The organism is Methanobacterium veterum, assembly GCF_000745485.1.
Taxonomy (GTDB): domain Archaea; phylum Methanobacteriota; class Methanobacteria; order Methanobacteriales; family Methanobacteriaceae; genus Methanobacterium_D; species Methanobacterium_D veterum.
Map to the genome: position 1 here is coordinate 107,621 of NZ_JQJK01000016.1, position 23,390 is coordinate 131,010.

The window sequence follows — 23,390 nt, forward strand, 5'->3', positions numbered from 1 at the left end:
GTAATGTATTCTAATTTATTTCAAATAAACTTTATAACAAAATTCAATATTATAACAGCAGCCAGAACCCAAATCAACACAATAATCAAAGCCGCAAATCTACTTTTAGGTATTCCTTCACTGAATTTTATTTTTGCACTTTCTCTATACTCATCCATTATCTCTTTAGGAACCATTTTAAGTAAAATAGGAATTCCCGCGGTTATCAACAAGAAATCATCGATATAACCAAGTAAGGGTATGAAATCTGGAATTAGGTCAATTGGGCTTAAAAGATAAGTAATAACCAAAAGAATGACAACTTTAATGTGTAATGGAACTTTAGGATCTTTATAGGCTAAATAGAGTGCGTAAGTTTCTATTTCAAATTTTTCTGCCATAGATTTCCAGTTTTTGAACATAAAGTCATCCAGATGAAAAATTTGCTAATTCAAATTCATAGATAAGATTTCGTGTTTATAACCAAGTATTGTTTTTAGAGTTTTATGAATTTTATTAATATAAACAACAAGTATTTTATTACATAACCAACATAGGTACAAGTCTGCGCACACCTAAAATAACCTGCGCAAAGATACATGTGGAGGTGCAATTGCATGAAAATAAAGTTAGGAATCATCCTGCTTGCATTTTTAGCCGCTGTAGGATTTTCTGGAGCAATGGCAGCTCAACATGTAGAAGAAGGACATAACAACAGACACTCCCACGGACCCCCTAGAAGCAATATCTCAATAACCAGTACAAACAGATGCCACCACTCCAGTAAATGCCATTTAAGATTGTTCCGGAAGAATAATAAATTGATAAATTAAGTAAATGTTTTTGGGAAGTACTTGTTTAAGGGGAATTTCTCCTCATTTCTATTTTTTAAAGCAGTAATTTACTTGAAATAGCTATTAAAAATTTTATTTTGAGAATTAAGCTTTTATATACTCTATTTTAATTATGGTTAAGTGCCAACGCGGGTTATGGCTGGAGATGAGATGTAACCTAGCCTCAAAAGCATTTTCTTTATGATCAATTATTGACGTATTAACTAGATTTTTAGCATATATATTTTTGAATTTGCCACAATTATGTAGCTAATATATTCATTGGCTCTGCTTTACATGGATACAGTAAGATTAGTAAATGTGTTCAATTGCTGCTCTATCTTTTAAAATTTCTTTTTCGTTTAGGTGCGTTAGTTTTTAATGGTCATTAAAATCATTTCAGTTAAATCGTAATTAAGCATTCTGCAGGTTTAAATTTTATGATAAAACAATGAAATTATCAATAAAATACTAATTCGTACGTATCTTAGTACAAATCATTTATGTAAAGTATATATTTAGGTATATGCATAATTAACATTATATAATGGGTTTTAAGTTAGAATATACGATTTTTAATATCTAAAATGAAATATTTATTGTTTGTATCAAATATTGATTTAATTTGCTTATTATAATGTTAATATAAACCATTTTTTGAACTAAGCGTATAAATTAACTTATATATGTAATTTATCTATTAATAGTCAATATGATCAAAATAATAAATTAATAAAAAGCGATAGGGGATAAAAAGTGTTAGATGTAGCGTTTAAAGATTTTAAAGCAAAAAAGGGCCGCGCGGCAATGTGTATAATTGGCGTGATGGCATGTGTCCTTCTTATTGGGGTGGTTAATCTTGTTCTGTTTGAAATGGAAGATGGTCTTAAAGGTGATTTAGGTACTGTTAATGGAAAATTATTTTTTGAAAAAAATGGAACCAGTTATCCGCCTGTTGGAAGTATAATTACTGAAAGTCTTGGTAAAGAGGTGCTTGACCGTAAAGTGGTTGACTCACAAAAAAGTACTCTGGCGTTATTTGCTTCTTTAGAAGAAAGTTCGACTGATAATAGTTTTACTCCCACAGTTATTGTTGGTTTAACGCCAGGTAAAGAGCAGGCGTTTATTGAAAATACTACTATTAATGGAACAGGATCTTTAGTTGGGCAAAGCAGCAACGCAGTTATTTTGGGATCAGAAACTGCTAAAAAGTACAATGTCACAGTAGGAGATACTTTCAAGGTTAAGGACAATAAATTTAAAGTAATAGGTGTTATGAGTAAAGTGGGTTCAGGATGGCCGTTAACTATAGATAGTTCAATGGTTATGTCTCTTTCTCATGCCCAGGACATTTCAGACAGGCCTGATCTTATTTCAACTGTAATTATAAAACCTAAAGCACAATATTCTGCACAGGATGCTGAGAATAATTTGCAAGATGCTTACCCTAAATACAGCATTTACTCTGAAAATGACACTCAAAAAACTATTGATAATAATTTAAGTCAAATTAAAATATTCATGAACATGATCAGCCTTTTTATATTTATTGTTTCCATGATCCTTATCATGAACGTTATGATGATGTCTGTAAAGGAAAAAACCAGGGAAATTGGTACAATGAGGGCTATTGGAACAAAGAGAAGGTCAATAATGGCATTAATAATATATGAATCATTGATACTGAGCTTTATAGGTGGTGTTATAGGAATTTTACTCATGTCTCCAGTATATGATATCCTTGGAATCCTTATGGGTGCTAAAAATGTAAATTTCTTCCATTTTGCAGTCCCATCGGCAGTAGTGGTACAGGTGGCATTGATAGTATTTGTCATAGGAACATTCTCGGGATTAATACCTGCCTATTTGGCCAACCGTATCAGCCCAATTGAGGCTTTAAGATATGAATAATTGGAGAAATGAATATTATCGGAAGGTGTAATACATGAACGGTTTAATTAATGGAAATGAACTCTGGAAAACCTACAAGTTAGACAGTACTGAAGTTCATGCACTCAGGGGATTGAATATAACTGTTGGTGAAGGTGAATTTGTATCTATAATGGGCCCTTCCGGCTCTGGGAAGTCCACCCTCCTGAACATGATAGGAGGACTGGATAACCCGACTAAAGGAGATCTTTTCATTGATGGAAAAGATATATCAAGGATGTCGGAAGGAGAGCTCACTAGGATGCGGGCGGAAAAAATAGGATTTATTTTCCAAACTTTTAACCTCCTACCTGCATTAACAGTACGTGATAACGTTGAGTTCCCAATGAGAAACTTAAATGGTAGTAAAAAGATGAATAAATCTTCAAGGATTAAAAAGGCAGAAGAATGCATTGAGATAGTTGGTCTGGGAGATCGAATGGATTATCTGCCTGCAAAACTTTCGGGTGGAGAAAGACAGAGGGTAGCTGTTGCGAGGGCACTGGTAAACAACCCTAAATTTATTTTAGCAGATGAACCTACTGGAAACTTAGATTCTGAATCCACTGAAAATATAATTAATTTGCTGCATGAGGTCAATCAGAATGAAACTACTGTTATAATGGTTACTCATGATGCAGAAACCACCAAAAATACAAGAATAATGAAAATCCGGGATGGAAAGATAGCAGAGTAATTTATAATGCATTATAACTTATTTTTCTTATTTTTTTTATAAATTTAAAGTTTATTTGAATTATATGGTTAATTTTAGTTTAATAAATTAGAAAAAATTGAAATTATAACATATCGTTATTTTTTAATGGTTATTCCATTAATATGGACTAGGTCCAGTAACAGTTGGATTATCGTCCCTTTGAACCCATTCAGTAATAGAACCTTCATATAATCTCACATCCTGATAATCTAAATACCATTTAAAAACTAAAAACAAATTAGTGGCCTCTCTGCCAGTCCCGCAGTAGCATATAACTGTTTTATCGGGGGTTGCTCCACGTTCTTCAATTAGAGATTTTATTTCATCTTTGGGTTTGAGGAGCTGTCGATTCTGGGGGTTCATGAGAGCGGCCGCCTGTAAACTCTTTGCCCCAGGTATGTGTCCCTCTTTACTCCACAGACTAGGTCCCGCATAGTATTTAAACGGCCTGGCATCAAGTACTACCACATCTTCATTGTCTTTAATATTTTTAAATTCATCGTATTCAATACAGTACTCATTATGGATTTCTACTTCAAATTCAGATTCTTCTACCGTGGGAAATACTTTGGTTAATCCTCTTTCTTCTTTTTTCCATTTGTCTATGCCTCCATTTAAAATATGGACATTTTCATGGCCGAACCGCACCAGCGAATATGCTGCCATTGTCTGCCCCCACCCGTCCCCCTTTTTGGAGTAAGAACCTTTGCCGGTGTAAAAAAGAATAGGTTTGTCTTTTCTAATGCCTAATTTTCTAAATATTATTTGAATTGCATCTTGAGGAATGTATCTAACAGGGTCATTACATTGCATTTCTCTAAGAAACCATTCATTAAAATAAAATGCGTTGTGGATGTGTTCTTTTATATAATCATGTATGTCTGGCTGAACATCGAATATAATGAGATTATTATCCAGATTATCTTCTAACCAGTCTGTATCCACCCACTTTACTTTTGAATTTCCCAATAAATGAGGATAGTTCATATAAATAACTCCATTAGTATGACTTTGAATTTAATATGTAAATCATGGTAATTGTATGTTGCTGTTAATTGGGGGACGATTTTTAATGTTCATGTCCATTGTTATGTGCATGGTTTATATTTCCTTAATATGGTGGTTAATTTAAGTTAAACTTGTTTAAAAACTTCCATTTATTTAATCAAAAATTATATAATAATTTAAATAGTAAATATTTGTACAATACTCTCTAAATGAGTATTAAAAAATATTAAATGATTTAAGCCGTAAAAAATCTATTAAATAGAGTTTTAAATTTGAAAAAATAATTTTTAAGTCTTTATAGATAATTTGAATTCTAATATTGTTTTTATATTTAAATTAAATTGAAATAATGTTAATTTGAATTTGGAAATAGTATAAACTTAAATAATATATTATTACAATTGTATTATAACTTTTATTATAACGAGGGCATTATAATGGGTTTATATTTTAGGGAAATCGGCCGAAACAACAATGAAACCATAGTGTTCCTCCATGCAGGCATGTCTTCAGGCTGGATGTGGGATAAACTTGTAGAATCCTTAAAAAATTATCATTGCCTGATCCCGGACCTTCCGGAACATGGAAAGAGCATAAGCATAAAACCCTTTACAATGAAAAAGGCTGCAAATGAAGTTATTGATATTATTAGAGAAAGAGCACATGGGAAAAAAGCGCATATTGTCGGATTATCTCTTGGTGCACAGGTAACTGTTCAAATATTAGGCACGGCTCCGGAAGTTGTAGATCATGCAGTAATTACAGGCACCCTTGCCCGTGAAGTTGGTTCCGGTCTTTCAATGTTTATGAATATTTTTTATAAAATTTACATGCGCCTCAAGGATGTTGATTTTTTCATAAAAATGGGTATGAAAGCACAAAACACGCAAAAAAATTTCATTTTTTTTTTTTTGATTGTGTAAAAACTTACAGTTTTTACAATACCTTTAAAATATTTTGAAGACATTAAAAAAGATATAAAAGCAATTACATGGAGTTCTTTAAATAACATTACTCGTGAAAACAGAGCGTTTAGAATACCTGAAAATTTATGCAGATCAAAGAAGGGGGTGCTGGTGCTGATGGGAGAAAAAGAGGTCAAAGTTGTGTATGAATCAGCTTTAGACTTAAATAAATGCCTTTCAAATTCTAAAACGTATAAAGTGGCTAATTTGGGCCATACTTGGCCTTTAGAATCACCAGAACTTTTCAGCAGTCTTGTAAGGGCATGGGTAAATGATAATCCATTACCTGATACTTTATTGAAGCTGTAATTTGAATAAATTTATTAAAATAAAAGAAGAATATAAAATTATATCAATTATTTTTTCTAAGTGAGAAATTATGAGTTTATATATCAAAGAAACAGGTAAAAACAACGATGAAACAATAGTTTTTCTCCATAATGAGGGAATAGCCGGCTGGATGTGGGATGAACAATTAAAAGCGTTCAGTGATTACCACTGTATTATTCCTGACCTTCCTGGACACGGAAAAAGTGCTGAAGTAAAGCCATTTAGTGTACAAAGTGCTGCAGGTATGGTTATCGATATAATAAAGAATAATGCCAAAAATGGAAAAGCCCATCTCGTGGGGCTGTCTTTAGGCGCTCAAATTGCAGTTCAAATTTTAAGCACTGCTCCTGAAGTTGTAAACCATGTTTTAATCAGTGGAGCTCTCGTACGTAACTCGCAGCCGACTGAATCATTTTTAAAACTCCTTGACAACCTTATCGCGCTTTATTTGCCGGATAAAGACAAAACTATTCGTATAATGAGTTATGTGAGATCTTACAACATACCAAAAAATCTCCGCAGTAAGTTTAAGGAATCCACCTATGTTATTGAACCGTATTCTTTAGATAAAATCCTCCGGGAAACTATACTTTTTAAAATGCCGGATAATCTTGAACATGCAGATATGCCTGTACTGGTGATGACAGGCGAAAAAGATTATAGAATTGTTAATGAATCTGCATTAAATCTCTTAAACGCGCTTCCAAATTCTAAAGGAGCAATGGCTTTGAAGGTAGGGCATTTATGGAATATAGAAAATCCAGAAATGTTTAACAATGTCTTGAGAAGCTGGTTAAAAAGATATTAATCATCAGGACATGTTATTGAGTTAAACATATGTTAACTGTTTTTGGGGTGGCAGTATAAACGAGAAACTTAGAAAAGAATGGGATGCTGAAAGGAAAATTGAGCATAAATTCAACAGGATTATAAACATTTCCACCAGTAAAGTTATGGAAATGGTAAAAGATAAAAAACCTGCAATTTTCGGCAATTTTCATTATGGTTCAATAGGTATTAACCCAAAATACCTTGTAATATGGTACCTTTTTGAAAAAGATAGTGATTTAAAAGAAGCGGAAGCCAATGGTCTGGTAGATGAATTAAAAAAATTGACTTTAATGAATTTAAAGGATAATGGTTATCCTGAAAATGTATTAGATGAAATACAAATTGCTTTCACATCTGATGAAGATATACAAAAAGAAACTAAGGGTAATTACTATTATTATTTTAAATAAGGTAAATCCTGTCTTTTTAAGTGTTTATTTTAAATATGGTTTTCCAGTTCAGGGATAATATTTTTTGATAATTAAACATTGTGAAAATTATTTCACTTATTTTTAATATTTTTCAGATATTTTTATATATAACGTCACATGATATACCGTAATGTGATATAACGTGTAACGATATATATCGGGGATTAATATGGATATAAAAAAATTGCAAAATAAATATTTGCCATTAACTGAAGCAGCTTACTATGTTCTCATATCCTTAAATAAGTCAAGACATGGGTATGGAATAATGCAGCACGTTGAAAAGCTCACAAATGGCCGTATTAAGATCGGTGCAGGCACAATGTATGGAAATCTTTCCAGGATGGAAAAAGAAGGGTTAATAACATCAGTTGCAGAAGAAGATCGTAAAAAAATCTATGAACTCAGCGAAAAAGGGAAAATTGTACTGAAATTAGAACTTGAACGTTTAGAAGAACTTATTGATCATGGTAAAAATGAAATGAGGAATTAGCATGAATGAAATTAAAACTGCTTGGCACTGGTGGTGGGGCTGGAACCCAGAAAAAATAGAAGACTGGCTTGAGGAGATGGAACTGGAAGGCTGGAATTTATTTCAAGTTGATTTCAATCATATCCGTTTTAAATTTGAAAAGGGAGAAAGCAGGAAGATGAGATACTGCGTTGACTACCAAGAAAATGTTGATGAAAACTATTTTGAGATTTTTAAGGAGTATGGTTGGGAATTAGCTGATGATGGGATTCTCCCATGGTATATTTGGCGTAAATCTTACGAAAATGAAAGGCCGAGTATTTATACTGATACAATATCCTTAATTGAGAGAAACAACCGCCAGCTTTGGATTGTTGGGGTTTTGATAGTCATGGATACAATTGTATTTTACTCCACATTTAATGGAGGTTACATTGGAATAGGGTTAGGGCTGCTTTTTTTAATGATTTTAGCCTTAGGATACATTATGATGCAGCTTTACCTGTATAATAAAAAACTGGAAAAAAATGAAATGAAGCTTTGATATTTAAAATTTTGTTATTAAATAGCTGATGCATATAAGTTTTTAAGGATTGGGGATTAAAATGAGAGAAACTAAAACTGCTTGCCACTGGTGGTGGGGCTGGAACCCAGAAAAAATAGAAAACTGGCTTGAAGAAATGGAATTAAACGGCTGGAATCTGGTCAGTGTAGGTTTTGCTTATATAGTCTTTAAATTTGAAAAAGGGGAAAGCAGGAAGATGAGGTACTGCGTTGACTATCAAATTAACGTGGGAAATAATTATTTTGAGCTCTTTAAAGAAGATGGTTGGGAATTAGCAGATGATAAAATCATTCCATGGTATATTTGGCGTAAATCCTATGAAAATGAAAGACCGAGTATTTATACTGATACTAAATCATTAATTGAGAGAAATAATCGATTGATCAAGACTGTCGGTATCCTGGTACCTTTAGAGATAGCTATACTTTATCGAGTTTTTGAAAGCGGTTCTGATGAAATTAAATCAACATTGATGATGTTTATTATCCTAATTTTTATATTCTTGGGATATGTGACAGCACAGCTTTACAGATGCAATAAAAAGCTTGAGAAAAGTGAAATAAGGTTATAAGCGCAGTACAGTGGAGAATTAAATAAAAGGGGATATTCGGGGGGGGGGGGAATCATGGACAATAACAGTGTTTTGATGCCATTGGTAGTTATATTATGCGGTTCTTTGGGGATGATAAATTTGATTAATCAGAGAATTGCAGAATCTTCTTTGCAATATGGGTTATGTTTCATTTCAGGGTTATTGGTCGCATTTATTCTAGTTCTGGTATTTAAGATATTTATCAACATGAAAAATTCACAGGGAAATTAGAATAGTCCAATATTTTTCTCAATTTTTTCTCCTTATAATGAAATAACCGTATATTGAGGTGTAACACAAAATAGCAAATATTAAAAATGGTATTTTGCTGGCTTCAATGAAAGAAGCGTAGTTACTGGGTGTAAGAGGAGATTGTCCCATAAAAATATTTAGAACAGCTAAAGTTACTCCCATTCCCATCATCTGGCCCACTACCCTCATGGTGTTCAACGTCGCGGTGGAAACTCCATAAAATTTATTTTCAAAGTACCCTACTGAAATTTGAGTACTGGAAGAAGCAGAAAGCCCGTATCCTGACCCAATAACAGCAAGGGCAACTACTATAAGCCATAAACTTGTGTTCTCTCCTAAAAACAGAAATAGGGTTAATCCCACTGCAGTAAGCCCCATCCCTATGGCTGCTATAAAACGGGGCCACAGGAACTTCAATAATTTACTCTCTGAAATTGAGAATATAGCTATAAAAACAGATTGAACACTCAGTAATAGTCCTGCCTGATCAGGACTCAATCCCTTTATATTCTGGAGGTACAGGGTTAAAATAAAAATTGTGAATATGCCTGGGGCATAGTTTACAAGGGATGTTAAATTGTTAATGATGTAAACCCTGTCAAATAACAATTTAGGATGTATAAGGGGATTTTTAACTATTTTTTGAAGCCATATGAAGATTAAAACTCCTAAAGAACCTACTATTAATGCTAAAATTCCAAAGTAAGTGGTAATCTCTGAAAAGCCCACCATTATACCAATTAATGATAATGCAAAAACTGAAGTGCTGATCAGGCTGATATTTTCATTTTCATCATCTTCAAGTTTTTCTTCTAACTTAAGAAGGATAAACAGCGCTGCTATACCGAATGGCACCGCAAATGCAAAAATAGATCTCCAGCCTAAAAACTGGGTTAAAAACCCACCTAAGATAGGTCCAGTGGAAAGACCGACATAACTTATCCCTACACTTACAGAAAGTGCCCTGCTTTTATCCTTTTTCTTGAAAACAGATGCAATCATGGAATACACATTTCCAAAGATCATGGCCCCTCCAACGGCCTGTAAAATTCTTGATATTAATAGTATAGTTCCAGAAGGGGCTGCAGCAGATAAAATACTTGCCAGTGTGAATATTATTATTCCATAGGTGATAATTTTCTTTTTACCATAGTTATCTGCTATTTTACCAAATGGAATTAAAAATATGCCTGTAAAAAGTAGGTACGATGTTGGAATCCACCCTAAAAATATGGAATTAAGTGCAAATGTTTCCCCGATTTCGGGTAAGGCAATATTTACAGAAGAGCTTATATATGCAACCATAAAACTGACCAGAATACTTACCCACAGCGCATATCTCTCAGTGGTTTTTGTTTCGGCAGAGTCCATAGTATTATTTAGTTGTAAAATGGTATAAACATTGATAATAACTAGAAGAATTGAATTGTTTTAAAATGTTCCTGCCAATCCTATGCACGGTTTATACTTCAGGTTAAACTGTCTCTGTTAATTTAGTTAAAAAATTATAATTTATTTAAATTAACGATTTAAATTATATCAATATTTTAGACATGAATGTTAAAAAAATTATTAGGTTCATTTTAAATAATTTAATAATAGAATAATGATTATTAATGGAAAAGATAAAAAAATCTTTAATAAACGGAGATATTCTATGAAAATAGGGATCATTGTTCATTCCCGAACAGGCCATACGCATTTTGTTGCCCAGAGGCTCCAGGAAAAACTTTCTGCAGATGGGCATGCAGTAGATATTCAACAGTTGAGGCTGGCAGGAGGGCAGGATGTCCCTGGCAAAGATAGCATGATTCAAAATCCACCTGATTTAAATGGGTATGATAGAGTTATATTTGGAGCTCCAGTACATGCATTTTCCCTTTCAAAAGTAATGGAAGCTTATTTGACACAGGTTTCATCTCTTACAGGTAAAACTGTGGCATGTTTTGTTACAAAGGGTTTACCATTTGGCTGGACCGGTGGAAATCGTGCAATTAGTGAAATGAAGGAAATTTGTGAATCTAAATGGGCTACTGTTTCTGGAACTGGAATTGTAATCTGGAACAAAAACCGCCAAAAACAAATTGATGATCTTGTCGAGAAATTCAGCGGATTACTTGATTTAGATGATAAAATGGGGGGTATGCTATGAAAATAGGTATTGTTGTTCATTCACAAACAGGTAACACCTGCAAAGTCGCTCAAAAACTTCGGGAGAAGCTTTCAGCATCTGGGAATGAGGTAGAAATTCAGAGGGTGAAAATGGTGGGAGGCGATAAACCGCAGGGTAAAGATATAAAGATTGAAAACCCTCCGAATGTAGGTAAGTACGATGCATTGATTTTTGGAGCTCCTGTACATGCTTTTTCCCTTGCACCTGCCATGAAAGTATATATGGAACAGATGACTTCACTTCAGGATAAAAAAGTGGCATGTTTTGTTACAAAAGCCATGCGTTTTAACTGGACTGGTGGAACCCGTGCAACTGGTCAAATGAAGCGAATTTGTCAGGATAAAGGCGCAGTAATATCTGGAACAGGGATTGTGGTATGGAACAAACACCGCAATGAAAAAATTGATGAACTGGTTGAAGAATTCCGCGGGTTATTTGACTTATAAATGAATAAAAAGGTTTTGTCATGAACCTAGAAATTTACTATTTCTCTGGGACTGGAAATTCATTAGCTGTAGCAAGGGATATTGCAGAGAAAATGGGCGGTGATTTGATATCAATACCGTCTGTAATGGATAAAAAAAGCATAACAACTGATGCAGACGTGATAGGCATCGTTTTTCCGGTATATTATTTGGGAACTGTCAACATTCCCCTTGTTGTACAGCGATTTGTCATGAAACTGGATGGGATAAGTACAAAATATATATTTGCAGTGTGTACATTTGGCGGAGGGGCTGGTTCTACACTGGCTATACTGGATGAAATGATCAAGGCACGCGGCGGCCGACTTGCATCGGGATTCGGTGTTCAAATGCCACAGAACGCTTTTAGAAAGCCTTTTGAAAATAAAACAAAACTTTACAGTAATTGGAAAGAGAAAAAACTTGATTTTATTTGTGAACATGTCAAAGCAAAGGACGGCTGGTTTGATACCGATGGGTTATTCATTGGTCTGGTTGTGGCTATTATAGAAAGGATGATGAAAGTTGGTTTTTTAAATAGATCTTCCCTAAGATCAATGAAAAAAACAGCACGTCTTCAGGAAGATTCGGATTTTACATTGGATGAAGTCATTCGTTTTATGGATAGAAGTTATAGCACTGATGAGAATTGTACGGGCTGTGGTACATGTTCAAAGGTTTGTCAGGTGCGTAATATTGAAATAGTTGATAATAAACCTGCATGGCAGCACCACTGTGAGAACTGCCTGGCGTGCATTAAATGGTGCCCACAAAGTGCAATTCACGGCTATGGGAAACTACCTGGGGGCTATCATCATCCGGATGTGGATATTTTGGATATGTTAAGGGAAAGTTGATTAACGGGGGATTTTATGGGCATGGAAATTTACTATTTCTCAGGAACTGGAAACTCATTATATATAACCCTGGAATTACAAAAAAGGATCCCAGAAACGGAATTAATGCCCATAGTGGGCCTCTTAGATATGGATATCGTAAAAACCAGTGCAGAAACAGTGGGGATTATATTTCCTATTCATCTTGCAATGGCCCCTCAAGTTGTAATTGAATTTTTGAAAAAGATGGACTTAAAATCAGCCGAATATATATTTGCAGTCGCAACACGTGAAGGCAGTCAGCACAGGGCCTTTGCTGATTTTAAAAAGGTACTGGGCAAGAAGGGTAAAGATCTAAACTCCTATTTTACTTTGAATATGGCAAGCAACGACCCCAAGTTTAAAAACTGGCACCCGGCAGCAGCAGAAGAACTGGCAGATATGGAATCTGAAGTTCAAAATAATCTGGAATACATTCAGGATATTATTTTAAACAAAGATGAAAGCCATGAAAAAGACACTCATTTCACTGTTCATATGCCTATTTTTTCGATTTTTTCACTGGTCCTTCCAGTTCTTAATAAATTTTATAATGTTGAGTTTTATGCTAATTCAAAATGTACAGGTTGTGGGACCTGCAAAAAGGTTTGTTTATCTGGCAAGATAAAGATGGTCAATGGAAAGCCGGTATGGCAGAAAAAGGTAGATAGTTTCTTCTGCCATGCATGTTTAAATTACTGCCCAGAACAAGCGGTTCAAATTAAATCTAACCTCTTTTTAAAGTCTTACACTGAAGAAAATGATAGGTATTCTCATCCTTATGCAACAGCAGATGATATTGCAGGACAGAAAAATAATTTAAAGTATTTTCAATCAACTTTGGAATAATCCACAAATTTTTTCCTGCATCAGGTCAATTTGTCATAGGAAGAGTGGATATGAATAAATTTATAAGGAAGTTAATTTGAAAAAAATATAAATGAAGCTCATGTGATACTTTGAGTCTGATTTGCAGGAGTTCCTATGAAGAAAGTGTTTTTGTGGTGGTTAATAGCAGGTAGTAAAGGCGGAGAAAACCGTGCCAGGATAATACTTGAATTAAATAGAAGACCATATAATGCTAATAAACTTGCTCAAAAGCTTTCACTTGATTATAAAACAATAAGGCATCATATAGATGTTCTAGAGGAAAATAACCTGGTAAAATCCACGGGGGAATCTTATGGTGCATTATATTTCCTCTCTGATGAAATGGAAAAGGGATTCGATATATTCCTGGAAATTTGGGAAGAATTTAAGGAATGATAAAATTGGAAAGAAAAGGTAAAAAACATGTTAATGGAAATTAATTTATTTGGACGGCCCGATATAATACCTACTTTGTTAATACTGGTTAAATACTCTGCTTTAATAACGAGCGTTGCAAATATCTGCCTTTTAGCAGGTATGCTCTATGTATACTTGGAAAGATACCTGAAAGTTAAGTCCAAATTCACCACAACTCTGGTTTTATTCGCGTCACTTTTCCTAATTCAAAATATTTTATCTTCGATTTATTTCTTATTCAGCATTCCTGAAACTCTTTTCAACGCTATTCTTCCTTTTATATTTTTGGGACTTGAATTTGCAGCTTTAGTATTGCTTTTGATGGTAACAAGGGAATAATTATTACTATTTTTTTAGTATACTCTTTAATAATTTGATTTTTTTTTTAATTGAAGGATCTAAATTCATTTTTTAATATAAATTCCTCGATTTTTTGGGAGGGAATTTGGAGGGAAATCCCACAATAATGTGAGGAAAATTTGGAAAAATTACTTTTAAGAGGTTAAACAAGAGTTAAGTAGTCAATAAATTATAAAAAATGAAACACATTGATCAAATTGTAAATTAGATAGAAAAACATCATTTGAGTTTTAGAGATAGGGGCAATTAGAATGATTAATACTAAAGAAATTAAATCGGTCAAACTGGCATCGTTTACAAAGATGACAGCTTCAATTTATGGAGTTTTGGGCTTTATTGCAGCTTTAGTGATGTTAATAATGCTAATAATCATGCAGGCTGTGGGAGTTATTCCTCAATTGGCACCTCAATGGGGGCAGTTTAATTTTGTAACTGGATTGGGAATACCTTTACTTGTACTCCTTCCAATAGGCGCGTTTTTCATTACAATAGTAGTAAGTCTTTTCTCAGTAATGATTTACAACACATTAGTGCCAAGATTAGGGGGTATAAGATTAGAATTAGAAGGCGAAGATGTAGTAAAAATTCCGGTAATTTCTTTTTCCCTGATTTTATCAGCAATAGGGGTTATATGGGCATTTATAGTAGGATTGGTAATGGCGGCATTAGTTGCACCACTGTTTTCAGTAATAAGTACTCCTTCTATAGCATCTAATATCACAGATAATTTAACCAACACTACTGGAGCAACAGTAATAAGTATTTCTTCTGTAACAACTAATATCACAACTAATTTAACTAATACTACTGGAACAACTATACCTGACGGCACATTTGGAACAGCAGGAATAATATTGGCTTTGTTGTTAGTAATAGGGCTGCCTATACTGGCATTCGTATTTGGATTTATATGGAACGCATTATTTGCACTATTTTATAACTATTTAGTCACCAGAGTGGCTAAAATTAAGTTAGAATTCGCAAATATGGCTGGAAGCTTACATGAACTTAAACACATACCTGTAATATCAACAGCCCTGGCTGTGGCCCTGATTTTCGCATTATTAGGAATAATATCTGGTATTTTAGATGGAAATTATGGCGAGTTTATAACCAATTTTGTATTCTACTTCATAGAAACAGCGTTAATCGCGTTTTTATACAATTACCTGGCACCTAAAATTGGTTCAATTAAAATTAATATGGGATAATGAATTTCAAGTTCACACCACCTCCGTGAAAAATGGTAACTGGTCCATGGAATTATAAACCTTTTGGGTTTATATCATGGACCAGGACTTCCAAAAACCAAAACAAATGGAAAGGAGTTTTGGAAAAATGAAATCAATACTAATTTTATATTCTTACCACCACCATAATACTGAAAAGATAGCTACGGCAATTGCCCAAGTTTTAAGTGCAGATATCATACTGCCGAAGGATGTAAATCCAGAATCAATTCAAGATTATGACCTCGTTGGATTTGGTTCAGGGATATACAGTGCAAAACATGATGAATCTCTGCTTAAGCTTGCAGATAGATTGCCTGAAGTTAATAATAAAGATGCATTCATTTTTTCAACTGCAGGAATAACGGGGAAATCCAAAATCTCAAAAGATCACTCTACACTCAAAGATAAGCTGGAATCTAAAGGTTATACCATCATTGATGAATTCCAATGTAAAGGTTTTAACACCAACAGTTTTCTTAGGCTATTTGGGGGAATGAATAAGGGTAGGCCTAACATTGAAGACCTAAAACGTGCGGAAGAATTTGCTAAGAGCATGATTTTAGATAGTTAAACTATAAAAGAAAGATAAATGCCATCATAACTGAGCATAAAGTAATCTAAATGGGGATAAATACTTATGAAAGCGATTATATGCACCAAATATGGACCTCCAGATGTTCTTCAAATAGAGGTAGAAAAACCTGTTTTAAAGGATATACTTTAGTAAAATACATGCTGAAGCAGTATCAACAGGTGATGTTGAAATTCGAAAATTTAAATGCCTCTGTAGTTATGGTTTCCTGCAAGAATGGGGTTTGGACTTAGAGGCCAAGAAGAAAATATCATGACAGGAGTTAGCAGGAAGTAGGAGGTAAGCAACTTACCCAATACAACGGTGAAATGGCAATATTAATGTTAATTCCTATTTTTATGGTTGTCATGTCTCTTTTATTGCATTATTTAATAAATCGTTGATTAAACATCATCCATATTTTGTTTTTACTCGTTGGATTGTCTACATACTTGACAAATCTTGATATTTGTTGGGTTGTGTTTAGGGTAGTAGTGTTTAGTGTGCATGGAATTGGATTTAAATGAATATATTATTATTCATATTGACAGATTATATTTATGGCAATTGATAGTCAAAATTGGAGAGAAAAATATGCCGCAGGAAATCAAAACAATTGAATTGCCCATTAAGTTAGGTGTAATTAAATTAGGCAGTGTAAACTGTTACCTTGTAAAAAATGGTAATGATTATGTATTAATTGATACAGGGCCTTCAAATAAACGTTTTGATATTGAAAAAGAACTGGAAGATGCAGGCTGCACGTATGAAAATCTTAATCTTATAATCTTAACCCATGGTGACTTTGACCATACTGGTAACGCTGATTATCTACGTGAAAAATTTGATGCAAAGATAGCCATGCACTATGGGGATTTAGAAATAGTCAAGCATGGAGATATGTTCTCCAACAGAAAAGGTAATTTTCTAATTAAAATGTTAGCTCCTATCCTCTTTAGCTTTGGTAAATCAGAAAGATTTAGGCCGGATATGCACGTAGATGATGAACACAGCTTCTTAGAATATGGCTTTGACGCTAAAGTTATCTATCTTCCAGGACATTCTAAGGGTTCTATAGGAATCCTTACAGATGATGGCAATCTATTTTGCGGAGATTTGCTTACAAATAATAAAAATCCCACTTTAAACTCTATTATTGATGATGATGAAGAAGCTAATCAAAGTGTTGAAAAATTAAAAAGCATGGAATTAAAAATAGTTTATCCGGGACACGGTAAACAATTTTCTATGGACGAAATGGTTGAAAATAATGAAAAAAATTAAATTAACTATGTGTTCTGGGCTTCATAATTTGTATTGGGTTGCAGCGGCTGTAAATTATGAAAAAGGACTTGATCATTTGTTTTAGCTTAGTTTTAAAGTATAGTGATTAAAATGAACAGGATCAATTTGCCAGAAGATGTTGAAATAGTTATAACTGACTATATTGATATTTTTAATACAAAATTGCCGGATTTAATGGAATCATTCTATCTTATCGGTTCTGTGGTATTAAATGATTATCATAAAGGTAAAAGTGATATTGATTTTATTTCTATAATTAAAAATGAAATAAACACTTCTGAAGTGGAAAAAATTAAAGAAATACACAAAAAAATTGGGTCTAAATACCCTAAAAGCAGGTTAGAAGGTTCTTATGTTACACCAAAGCAGGTTAAAGTACTGGATAAAAATGAAGTACCTGTTGTGTATTTTGATGGGAAACATGTAAGATATAATGGTAAATCTGGAAATAATGGTATTGTAACCTGTTTCATATTGAAAAATTATGCTATAACTGTAACCGGCAAGCCTCCAGAGTATTATATTCCACATATCGATGTTGATGATTTAGTCAGCTATGTTAAATTAAATGCAAATATCTACTGGACTAACTGGACTGAAAAGGCATCAAAAAGACTTTCGGTGATATAGCGCATTGGTACTCTTTGGGCAAAAAGTGGAGTGGGGAGTGCTGGGTATATCTCGACTTTATTATACCATGTATGAAATGGACATAGTGTCCAAATATGAAGCGGGAAAGTATGTATTAGAGGGGGTTCCTCCAGATTTTGAAAAGATACTAAAGGAAGCTTTAAGAATCAGGAAGGGTGAATCAAAAAGTTATTATAGTTCTCCTTTTAAGCGCAGGAAGGATACATTATCGTTTATGTGGTATATGATTCCCCAGTTCAATGATTAAAAATTTAAATAAGTAATGGGACTTATTTTATTAAATATAATCTTTTTTTATATAATTTTAGACTTTAAAACTCTCTAAAAAATTTATTTTTTGTAAATACCAATTTTTAGAACTAATAACTTAGATGGGCAGCCGATACATTTATATGCTGTTGCGATATAATCACTACTACGATTATATCGTAGTGACGATATAATCGTTACTACGATGCATTTATAAAATATTATAAAAAGGAGGTTTTAAATGGCTGAACCCTCAATTAAAAGGAAAAAAGACCTAAATTACCAGTTATCAGGTTTAAATTACAGGTTAATGACAGCAGTTCTTTTCTGGTGTGGTTTGATAGTGATGTCTGGCATGTATCTTACTATACCTCTGATCTCGGTATTTTCAACGTCATTCAATATATCACCAAATGATGCGGCGTGGACCAGTACTATTTTTTGTATATTCTTTGCCGCCGGCTGCCTAGTTTATGGGCCTTTATCTGATAGATATGGTCGAAAAAAAATTATTTTAATAGGCATGGTCCTGTTAACTATAGTATCACCACTTGTAGGTTTATTTGATAATATTTATTGGATTATTGCTCTTCGAGCAGTTCAGGGATTGGTTGCTGCTACATTTTCGCCGGTGGCACTGGCTTATATTGTGGAAATGTTTCCAGATACTAAAAAACTGACAGCTACAGGTTTTCTGGTTACTGGATTTTTAATGGCAGGAATAACTGGCCAGGTCATAAGTGGTTTCATTAATCAATATTTAAGCTGGAATTACGTGTTTAGCATCATGGGAATATTTTATTTCATCACTATTTTCATTGTAATGGCGTTACCTTATGATGATATTCAACGCCCTAAAAGCAGTGTTATAAGAGCTATTGTCCAGATGGGCTCATTATTTGAAATAAAAACACTGGTACTTACATATGCAGTGGATATAATGCTTTTAATGTCAATGATGTGCATGTACACCGCACTGGGATATTATTTAAGTGGACCTCAATTTGGTCTAAACAGTCAGGAAATTCTGTATATAAGGGCTGTAGGGATAATAGGTATTCTTTTTGCTTCAACTTCAGGTTTACTTGCCAAAAAATTCCACTTTTTCAGTGTTCTCATTGCAGGATTACTAATAGCTGCAGTAAGCCTTATATTGTTAGGAATGGTCTCTAATGTGATACTGCTCACTGCATTAAGTGTGGTTTTCGTGGCAGGTATGGCAGTAGCAACTCCAAATGTTATTGAGCTTATAGGTCAACTTGGAGGAAAAGCAAGAGGATCTGCTCTCTCAATTCATACAGTTATTCTATTTATAGGGGCAGGTATAGGCCCTATTCTTGCTACTAGTCTGTTAACTACTGGAATCAGTTCATTACCTTATTTAGTCATGGGGATTATGCTGATTATTGGAGTTGGACTGTCATTTTTAATCAAAAGATCATTCAACAACGAACCAGTTGGAAATTAAATTTTTCTTATTTTTTAAAAGATGATCAATAAAATTTATATCGGTATAACGAGATACTTTTCATGAAAAGTGTACAGGTGTGGTTATGTGGATGTAGCTGAAATATGGGAGTATTTGGAACGTGTGGAAAAGGTGATACATTCAAAACATCATAAAGCAGCCAAAAAATATGGTTTAACACTGGAACAATTCCATTTACTTATAGAACTGGATGAGCTGGAATTAGATATAATTTCTGAAAAGGCTTTACCTCCTACAATTGGAGAAATAGCTGCAGATATGGGCAATGCACCTCATACACTATCTGGAAGAATAAAAAGACTTGAAAAGAAAGGGCTGATTAAAAAAATACGGGATGAAAAAGATCTCAGGATAAACAGGGTTGTTTTCACGGAGAAAGGTCAAGATCTCATCAATACCATTAAAAAAGAAACAGGCGATGAATTCATCCATAAAGCTGCTAAAATGGATGAAAAAACGTTAAAAGATCTTTTAAATGGTTTAAAAGAATTAAATGAAAGTTTATCTGAATAAATATTAACATTTAATCGTATTTCTAATTTTTAAGTATTTTCTAAATTAACAAATAACATAATAGTTTGCTGCCAGTCCTATATTCCGAAGACGCATAGTGAATGGAAAATTTGTAAGCATGGAAAGAGGTTGTTTAAATGACACCAAAATGTAAAATAACGGTTTTAAAGAAAAATCTTTATGAAGACCTGGCAAAAGAATATTGTCAAAGCGAAGTTACATCATGCCCTGCATTTTCAGAAGGGCAAGAATTCATTACTGGATTTGAAAAACCAGAGGGGTTTTGTGATTGGGCATGGAATGATATCCATAAATTTGTGACAGTTTTGCTCTCTGGAGGTAACTTTTCGAAGGATATATTTCAAGGATGGATGAAAGATGATAAAACTATGATCGCTTGCTGCACTGATGCTATACGGCCGGTGACTTTTAAAATAGAAAGAATTGATGAATAAATATTTAAGAAATCTTTAATGATTCAATATATTCTTTCAGGGATGTATTTGGGATAATTTCATAAGAAATAGAGCCGGGAACAGATCGGGATGTCATGAAGTTCAAAGCAAAGGAATTTGCATAATTTTGAGCATCTTCTAAGCGATCCCACTGGTAAATTCCCTGAAAATCTCCATTTTTTTCATTAAGTGTCCATAATTTAGCTCTAAATCCGGGAAGTCCAAGTATAAAAAGCATGGGTATAACTGAAAATGGTTTATTTTTCTTAGGGGACATGCCTGATAAATGGAATCTAACTTTGAAAATAGCAGCATTTTGTCCATTTAATTTCGTGCTCATTACAGCATGCCTGAAAACTTTAAACTGCTGCCCGTCTTCCATGGTAATTGTTTTATACAGGCAGTTCTTTGGAAAATGTATTTTTCCTGTTAAAACGTATTTAACTGTCTTTAAGAATGCACTAAAAGGATTTAAGCTCATAAATATGCCTCATGGTTTGGGTGGTATATTTTCATATTTGCTTTGCTTTTTAAGGGCTGTTGGGTTACTAAATGGCTCAGCTGTCCATATGAAGTTGTAAACTCCACTTATGGTTTCAACAAATTCATTATGCTGATTCCATATCCCTATGGCAGTTTGGGATATTAGATTATTTTCTATCCTCTTACAGAAGGTTATAATCATCTCTTTTTCATCTCTAATTACTATTTTAATGTGGGGTACCTGAAATATTTTCATTTCGCAGTCCAATTCACCTATTTCATTTACTATATCAATTTTATCATCATCAATAGTGCATGAAGGAGCTAATACAATTTTTGTAGTTACTCCTCTTTTAATAACTTTATTTAATCGTTTTTTAAATTCTGGAATTTCATTTTGAAACATAAAACCCCCTAAAATAAAAAGCGAGTTTTTAGCGCGTGAGATGATTTCAAGTTCCTTGTTTACATTTTTTTCAGGGCTGTTTACCAGCCATATAGGTGCCGGAACCTTGGGAATCTGGTTTTCATAGATAAAATTCAGTTCAGTCTCTGCACCATCGAGCCGTTCTTTAATTTCTCTCCTTGATTTTTCAAAAATTTCGTGGGGAGGTACAACATTAAACTTTAAGGGTTTTCCTTTCTCTATTTCAACAAAACCTTTTTTTGCAAGGCTTTTAAGAACTTCATATATTTTGGAACGTGGTACATTTGATTCAAGGCTAATTTCAGCAGCTGTAGCACTGATAAGAGATATGTTGGCTATATATGCTTTTGTTTCATAATCGGAAAGCCCTAAATTTTTCAGAGCTTCTATTGTATTTTTATTTACAGTCAATTTACATCACTTCACTTTAACATTGTTTCATTTTATACTATCTTAGTGACAATAAATATATAAATTTATTTTGTTTTATTTACTTTAGGTGTTGATCTATTGAGTTTGAAATTCCGGGATTGAAAATACTGAACTAGATTCTTTACATCGAAAAAGATATGGGGGAGATATGATGGAGAATGAAGGCTTTGGCAGTATGCTTGTAAGTGTCATTAAAAATGGATTTAAAAGGAAAGTTCCAATTGGAATGGCAGTATTTGGACCGGTTATTATTATGATAATATTGGGGTATATGGTAACGATAGCTGGTACTGCAGATACTGTAAATATTGGAGTTGTAAATCATGATCAGGGCCTGGCAAATGTAAATGCTGCCTCAAATATAATTGAAGAGCTTAAGGGGCAGGACAATGTTAATGTGACTTCCATTAATCAAAATGATATAAGCAGTGATTTTAAAGATAGATCTATTGATGCGGCTATAGTTTTCCCTGAAAATTTCACCAGGGATCTGGCTATGAAAAAGACTCCTGAAGTGCTGCTGCAGGTTGAAGGCACTGATCAGGTAAAAAGTGCACTTGTTAACCGTGCTTTCCTTAATTCTACAATGACAGTGGCTGCAGAAAGCGGTAATACAGTAATGCCCTTAAAAATTAGCAATGAAAGTTTCTATGGAGAAGGTTTGAACTTTACCAATCTTTTCATATATCACATAATGGCTCTTGTTACTCTGCTGATTTCAACAATCATCGGATTATTTGCAGTATTGGGGGATAAAAATAGTAGTAAATCTAATAAAATGTTTTTATCTCCAGTTAAGGCTGTTGCAGCGTATATAGCAGGGCTCAGCATATTTGCATTTGTTGCGGCTTTAATGGTGTTAGCTTACGTTATTTATGTTATGGGTATTACCATCGTTGGAGATATGGGCAGTACTGTACTTGTAATGCTGTTGATTGCTCTGGCAGGAGTTTCCTTAGGTATTCTTGCAGCTGCAGTTACACGAACTGAAAAACAAACTCTTGCTTTATTTGGTCTAATCATTATTCTGCAGGTGTTATTTGGAGGTTTATTCATAGCAGTTGTTAGATTCGACTATTATATCCGGCTGCTATCATACTGCCTTCCATTAACTTATGGACTGGACGCTATGCAGGGTATTGTAATTAAGGGCTTTAGTTTGGGGGATGTAGGAACAGATCTGCTCGCTATATCTGCTATAATTATCGTTGCTTTAGTTTTATCGGTAATTGGTTTAAAAAAAGGGCAAAATAGGGGCACAATTAGGGATACTGGAGATAAGAAAAAACAAATTATTTAATGGTTAGGAAATTTAATTATCTTTACTATTTTTATTTATTATTTTCTTATTTTAAATGAAAAACTTAAAACAATATGAATGAGGGTACATGTTGTTATGATTAAATTGGGTATATAACTGCTTAAATTTTAATATTTAGATTAAAACAGATTATTATCGCAAATAAACATGTTAAATAATTATAATAATGCAGTTATTTTATAATAATTAATATTTTGA

The 23,390-nt window shown here is 33.6% G+C and carries 31 protein-coding genes; 26 read left to right on the forward strand and 5 right to left on the reverse strand.

All coding sequences use genetic code 11. The annotated features are described in order from the left end of the window. Nucleotides 1-20: 20 nt before the first annotated feature. The gene (locus tag EJ01_RS09220; protein WP_048081774.1) at nt 21-401 is read right to left on the reverse strand and encodes a YkvA family protein; all 381 of its coding nucleotides are present in this window, start codon (nt 399-401) and stop codon (nt 21-23) included. 195 nt (nt 402-596) lie between these two features. Here EJ01_RS09220 and EJ01_RS09225 point away from each other — a divergent pair, with 195 nt between their 5' ends. The 3 genes from EJ01_RS09225 to EJ01_RS09235 all read left to right on the forward strand — a co-directional run bounded on the left by EJ01_RS09225 (nt 597) and on the right by EJ01_RS09235 (nt 3,438). Continuing rightward, on the forward strand, nt 597-812 hold the full coding sequence (locus EJ01_RS09225; RefSeq protein WP_048081775.1) for a hypothetical protein: 216 nt from the start codon (nt 597-599) through the stop codon (nt 810-812). Between the two features lie 756 nt (nt 813-1,568). Further along, on the forward strand, nt 1,569-2,723 hold the full coding sequence (locus tag EJ01_RS09230; protein WP_048081776.1) for an ABC transporter permease: 1,155 nt from the start codon (nt 1,569-1,571) through the stop codon (nt 2,721-2,723). 34 nt (nt 2,724-2,757) lie between these two features. Beyond that, nucleotides 2,758-3,438 (forward strand): ABC transporter ATP-binding protein, encoded by a 681-nt coding sequence (locus tag EJ01_RS09235; RefSeq protein WP_048081777.1) that lies wholly within the window; start codon nt 2,758-2,760, stop codon nt 3,436-3,438. 138 nt (nt 3,439-3,576) lie between these two features. Here the strand turns inward: EJ01_RS09235 and EJ01_RS09240 are convergent, their stop codons facing one another. After that, nucleotides 3,577-4,446, reverse strand: coding sequence for a sulfurtransferase (locus tag EJ01_RS09240; RefSeq protein ID WP_048081778.1), 870 nt, complete (start codon nt 4,444-4,446; stop codon nt 3,577-3,579). Between the two features lie 458 nt (nt 4,447-4,904). On the opposite strand from EJ01_RS09240, the gene EJ01_RS17830 reads away from it, so the two are divergent. The 8 genes from EJ01_RS17830 (at nt 4,905) to EJ01_RS09275 (ending at nt 8,884) form a co-directional block, all read left to right on the forward strand. Then, a complete protein-coding gene (locus EJ01_RS17830; protein ID WP_052376025.1) occupies nt 4,905-5,390 on the forward strand; it encodes an alpha/beta fold hydrolase in 486 nt (161 codons plus the stop codon). 153 nt (nt 5,391-5,543) lie between these two features. Then, nucleotides 5,544-5,741, forward strand: coding sequence for an alpha/beta fold hydrolase (locus EJ01_RS17835; RefSeq protein ID WP_052376027.1), 198 nt, complete (start codon nt 5,544-5,546; stop codon nt 5,739-5,741). A gap of 70 nt (nt 5,742-5,811) precedes the next feature. Further along, a complete protein-coding gene (locus EJ01_RS09250; RefSeq protein WP_048081779.1) occupies nt 5,812-6,570 on the forward strand; it encodes an alpha/beta fold hydrolase in 759 nt (252 codons plus the stop codon). 151 nt (nt 6,571-6,721) lie between these two features. Beyond that, nucleotides 6,722-7,003, forward strand: coding sequence for a hypothetical protein (locus tag EJ01_RS09255; protein ID WP_211253433.1), 282 nt, complete (start codon nt 6,722-6,724; stop codon nt 7,001-7,003). Nucleotides 7,004-7,193: 190 nt separating this feature from the next. Beyond that, nucleotides 7,194-7,517: a PadR family transcriptional regulator gene (locus tag EJ01_RS09260; RefSeq protein ID WP_048081781.1), complete on the forward strand. Its 324-nt coding sequence runs from the start codon at nt 7,194-7,196 to the stop codon at nt 7,515-7,517. A 1-nt stretch (nt 7,518) separates the two neighbouring features. After that, nucleotides 7,519-8,040: a DUF2812 domain-containing protein gene (locus tag EJ01_RS09265; protein WP_052376029.1), complete on the forward strand. Its 522-nt coding sequence runs from the start codon at nt 7,519-7,521 to the stop codon at nt 8,038-8,040. A 61-nt stretch (nt 8,041-8,101) separates the two neighbouring features. After that, nucleotides 8,102-8,632 carry a DUF2812 domain-containing protein gene (locus EJ01_RS09270; protein ID WP_048081782.1) on the forward strand — a complete coding sequence of 177 codons (531 nt, stop codon included), beginning with the start codon at nt 8,102-8,104 and terminating at the stop codon, nt 8,630-8,632. A 54-nt stretch (nt 8,633-8,686) separates the two neighbouring features. Further along, on the forward strand, nt 8,687-8,884 hold the full coding sequence (locus EJ01_RS09275) for a hypothetical protein (protein ID WP_048081783.1): 198 nt from the start codon (nt 8,687-8,689) through the stop codon (nt 8,882-8,884). Nucleotides 8,885-8,902: 18 nt separating this feature from the next. Here the strand turns inward: EJ01_RS09275 and EJ01_RS09280 are convergent, their stop codons facing one another. After that, entirely contained in the window at nt 8,903-10,276 is a 1,374-nt protein-coding gene (locus EJ01_RS09280; RefSeq protein WP_048082272.1) for an MFS transporter, read from the reverse strand. Nucleotides 10,277-10,562: 286 nt separating this feature from the next. Between EJ01_RS09280 and EJ01_RS09285 the strand changes: the two genes are divergently transcribed. The 14 genes from EJ01_RS09285 to EJ01_RS09350 all read left to right on the forward strand — a co-directional run bounded on the left by EJ01_RS09285 (nt 10,563) and on the right by EJ01_RS09350 (nt 20,529). After that, nucleotides 10,563-11,057, forward strand: a complete 495-nt coding sequence (locus EJ01_RS09285; protein ID WP_048082271.1) for a flavodoxin family protein — start codon at nt 10,563-10,565, stop codon at nt 11,055-11,057. Further along, complete coding sequence (locus EJ01_RS09290) at nt 11,054-11,524, forward strand: flavodoxin family protein (RefSeq protein WP_048082270.1); 471 nt, start codon at nt 11,054-11,056, stop codon at nt 11,522-11,524. The genes EJ01_RS09285 and EJ01_RS09290 overlap by 4 nt, the downstream gene beginning before the upstream one ends. A gap of 20 nt (nt 11,525-11,544) precedes the next feature. Continuing rightward, nucleotides 11,545-12,399, forward strand: a complete 855-nt coding sequence (locus EJ01_RS09295) for an EFR1 family ferrodoxin (protein WP_048082269.1) — start codon at nt 11,545-11,547, stop codon at nt 12,397-12,399. Between the two features lie 15 nt (nt 12,400-12,414). Next, a complete protein-coding gene (locus tag EJ01_RS09300) occupies nt 12,415-13,266 on the forward strand; it encodes an EFR1 family ferrodoxin (RefSeq protein WP_211251452.1) in 852 nt (283 codons plus the stop codon). Between the two features lie 135 nt (nt 13,267-13,401). Continuing rightward, nucleotides 13,402-13,683: an ArsR/SmtB family transcription factor gene (locus EJ01_RS09305; RefSeq protein ID WP_048082268.1), complete on the forward strand. Its 282-nt coding sequence runs from the start codon at nt 13,402-13,404 to the stop codon at nt 13,681-13,683. Between the two features lie 27 nt (nt 13,684-13,710). Beyond that, nucleotides 13,711-14,043 (forward strand): hypothetical protein, encoded by a 333-nt coding sequence (locus EJ01_RS09310; RefSeq protein ID WP_048082267.1) that lies wholly within the window; start codon nt 13,711-13,713, stop codon nt 14,041-14,043. A gap of 272 nt (nt 14,044-14,315) precedes the next feature. Further along, nucleotides 14,316-15,275 carry a hypothetical protein gene (locus tag EJ01_RS09315; protein WP_048082266.1) on the forward strand — a complete coding sequence of 320 codons (960 nt, stop codon included), beginning with the start codon at nt 14,316-14,318 and terminating at the stop codon, nt 15,273-15,275. A 76-nt stretch (nt 15,276-15,351) separates the two neighbouring features. After that, complete coding sequence (locus EJ01_RS09320; RefSeq protein ID WP_245611184.1) at nt 15,352-15,867, forward strand: flavodoxin family protein; 516 nt, start codon at nt 15,352-15,354, stop codon at nt 15,865-15,867. 594 nt (nt 15,868-16,461) lie between these two features. Further along, nucleotides 16,462-17,151: an MBL fold metallo-hydrolase gene (locus EJ01_RS09325; protein WP_048082265.1), complete on the forward strand. Its 690-nt coding sequence runs from the start codon at nt 16,462-16,464 to the stop codon at nt 17,149-17,151. 111 nt (nt 17,152-17,262) lie between these two features. After that, nucleotides 17,263-17,802, forward strand: coding sequence for a nucleotidyltransferase domain-containing protein (locus tag EJ01_RS09330; RefSeq protein ID WP_048082264.1), 540 nt, complete (start codon nt 17,263-17,265; stop codon nt 17,800-17,802). A gap of 4 nt (nt 17,803-17,806) precedes the next feature. Continuing rightward, nucleotides 17,807-18,070 carry an aminoglycoside adenylyltransferase domain-containing protein gene (locus EJ01_RS09335; protein ID WP_048082263.1) on the forward strand — a complete coding sequence of 88 codons (264 nt, stop codon included), beginning with the start codon at nt 17,807-17,809 and terminating at the stop codon, nt 18,068-18,070. A gap of 243 nt (nt 18,071-18,313) precedes the next feature. Next, complete coding sequence (locus EJ01_RS09340) at nt 18,314-19,540, forward strand: MFS transporter (RefSeq protein ID WP_048082262.1); 1,227 nt, start codon at nt 18,314-18,316, stop codon at nt 19,538-19,540. Nucleotides 19,541-19,627: 87 nt separating this feature from the next. Next, nucleotides 19,628-20,074, forward strand: a complete 447-nt coding sequence (locus EJ01_RS09345; protein WP_048082261.1) for a MarR family winged helix-turn-helix transcriptional regulator — start codon at nt 19,628-19,630, stop codon at nt 20,072-20,074. Nucleotides 20,075-20,211: 137 nt separating this feature from the next. Continuing rightward, nucleotides 20,212-20,529 (forward strand): TIGR04076 family protein, encoded by a 318-nt coding sequence (locus tag EJ01_RS09350; protein ID WP_048082260.1) that lies wholly within the window; start codon nt 20,212-20,214, stop codon nt 20,527-20,529. 4 nt (nt 20,530-20,533) lie between these two features. Here the strand turns inward: EJ01_RS09350 and EJ01_RS16525 are convergent, their stop codons facing one another. Both EJ01_RS16525 and EJ01_RS09360 read right to left on the reverse strand, forming a co-directional pair. Next, on the reverse strand, nt 20,534-21,010 hold the full coding sequence (locus EJ01_RS16525; RefSeq protein ID WP_052376032.1) for a hypothetical protein: 477 nt from the start codon (nt 21,008-21,010) through the stop codon (nt 20,534-20,536). Nucleotides 21,011-21,019: 9 nt separating this feature from the next. Next, nucleotides 21,020-21,850, reverse strand: coding sequence for a TrmB family transcriptional regulator (locus EJ01_RS09360; protein ID WP_048082259.1), 831 nt, complete (start codon nt 21,848-21,850; stop codon nt 21,020-21,022). Between the two features lie 169 nt (nt 21,851-22,019). On the opposite strand from EJ01_RS09360, the gene EJ01_RS09365 reads away from it, so the two are divergent. Beyond that, entirely contained in the window at nt 22,020-23,171 is a 1,152-nt protein-coding gene (locus EJ01_RS09365) for an ABC transporter permease (protein ID WP_245611185.1), read from the forward strand. Nucleotides 23,172-23,390 lie beyond the last annotated feature (219 nt).

Coding starts and splice junctions, on each gene's coding strand:
- EJ01_RS09220 (WP_048081774.1), bottom strand. CDS start 401: ATGTTCAAAAACTGGAAATCTATGGCAGAAAAATTTGAAATAGAAACT.
- EJ01_RS09225 (WP_048081775.1), top strand. CDS start 597: ATGAAAATAAAGTTAGGAATCATCCTGCTTGCATTTTTAGCCGCTGTA.
- EJ01_RS09235 (WP_048081777.1), top strand. CDS start 2,758: ATGAACGGTTTAATTAATGGAAATGAACTCTGGAAAACCTACAAGTTA.
- EJ01_RS09240 (WP_048081778.1), bottom strand. CDS start 4,446: ATGAACTATCCTCATTTATTGGGAAATTCAAAAGTAAAGTGGGTGGAT.
- EJ01_RS17830 (WP_052376025.1), top strand. CDS start 4,905: ATGGGTTTATATTTTAGGGAAATCGGCCGAAACAACAATGAAACCATA.
- EJ01_RS09250 (WP_048081779.1), top strand. CDS start 5,812: ATGAGTTTATATATCAAAGAAACAGGTAAAAACAACGATGAAACAATA.
- EJ01_RS09255 (WP_211253433.1), top strand. CDS start 6,722: ATGGTAAAAGATAAAAAACCTGCAATTTTCGGCAATTTTCATTATGGT.
- EJ01_RS09260 (WP_048081781.1), top strand. CDS start 7,194: ATGGATATAAAAAAATTGCAAAATAAATATTTGCCATTAACTGAAGCA.
- EJ01_RS09265 (WP_052376029.1), top strand. CDS start 7,519: ATGAATGAAATTAAAACTGCTTGGCACTGGTGGTGGGGCTGGAACCCA.
- EJ01_RS09270 (WP_048081782.1), top strand. CDS start 8,102: ATGAGAGAAACTAAAACTGCTTGCCACTGGTGGTGGGGCTGGAACCCA.
- EJ01_RS09275 (WP_048081783.1), top strand. CDS start 8,687: ATGGACAATAACAGTGTTTTGATGCCATTGGTAGTTATATTATGCGGT.
- EJ01_RS09280 (WP_048082272.1), bottom strand. CDS start 10,276: ATGGACTCTGCCGAAACAAAAACCACTGAGAGATATGCGCTGTGGGTA.
- EJ01_RS09285 (WP_048082271.1), top strand. CDS start 10,563: ATGAAAATAGGGATCATTGTTCATTCCCGAACAGGCCATACGCATTTT.
- EJ01_RS09290 (WP_048082270.1), top strand. CDS start 11,054: ATGAAAATAGGTATTGTTGTTCATTCACAAACAGGTAACACCTGCAAA.
- EJ01_RS09295 (WP_048082269.1), top strand. CDS start 11,545: ATGAACCTAGAAATTTACTATTTCTCTGGGACTGGAAATTCATTAGCT.
- EJ01_RS09300 (WP_211251452.1), top strand. CDS start 12,415: ATGGGCATGGAAATTTACTATTTCTCAGGAACTGGAAACTCATTATAT.
- EJ01_RS09305 (WP_048082268.1), top strand. CDS start 13,402: ATGAAGAAAGTGTTTTTGTGGTGGTTAATAGCAGGTAGTAAAGGCGGA.
- EJ01_RS09310 (WP_048082267.1), top strand. CDS start 13,711: ATGTTAATGGAAATTAATTTATTTGGACGGCCCGATATAATACCTACT.
- EJ01_RS09315 (WP_048082266.1), top strand. CDS start 14,316: ATGATTAATACTAAAGAAATTAAATCGGTCAAACTGGCATCGTTTACA.
- EJ01_RS09320 (WP_245611184.1), top strand. CDS start 15,352: ATGGACCAGGACTTCCAAAAACCAAAACAAATGGAAAGGAGTTTTGGA.
- EJ01_RS09325 (WP_048082265.1), top strand. CDS start 16,462: ATGCCGCAGGAAATCAAAACAATTGAATTGCCCATTAAGTTAGGTGTA.
- EJ01_RS09330 (WP_048082264.1), top strand. CDS start 17,263: ATGAACAGGATCAATTTGCCAGAAGATGTTGAAATAGTTATAACTGAC.
- EJ01_RS09340 (WP_048082262.1), top strand. CDS start 18,314: ATGGCTGAACCCTCAATTAAAAGGAAAAAAGACCTAAATTACCAGTTA.
- EJ01_RS09350 (WP_048082260.1), top strand. CDS start 20,212: ATGACACCAAAATGTAAAATAACGGTTTTAAAGAAAAATCTTTATGAA.
- EJ01_RS16525 (WP_052376032.1), bottom strand. CDS start 21,010: ATGAGCTTAAATCCTTTTAGTGCATTCTTAAAGACAGTTAAATACGTT.
- EJ01_RS09365 (WP_245611185.1), top strand. CDS start 22,020: ATGATGGAGAATGAAGGCTTTGGCAGTATGCTTGTAAGTGTCATTAAA.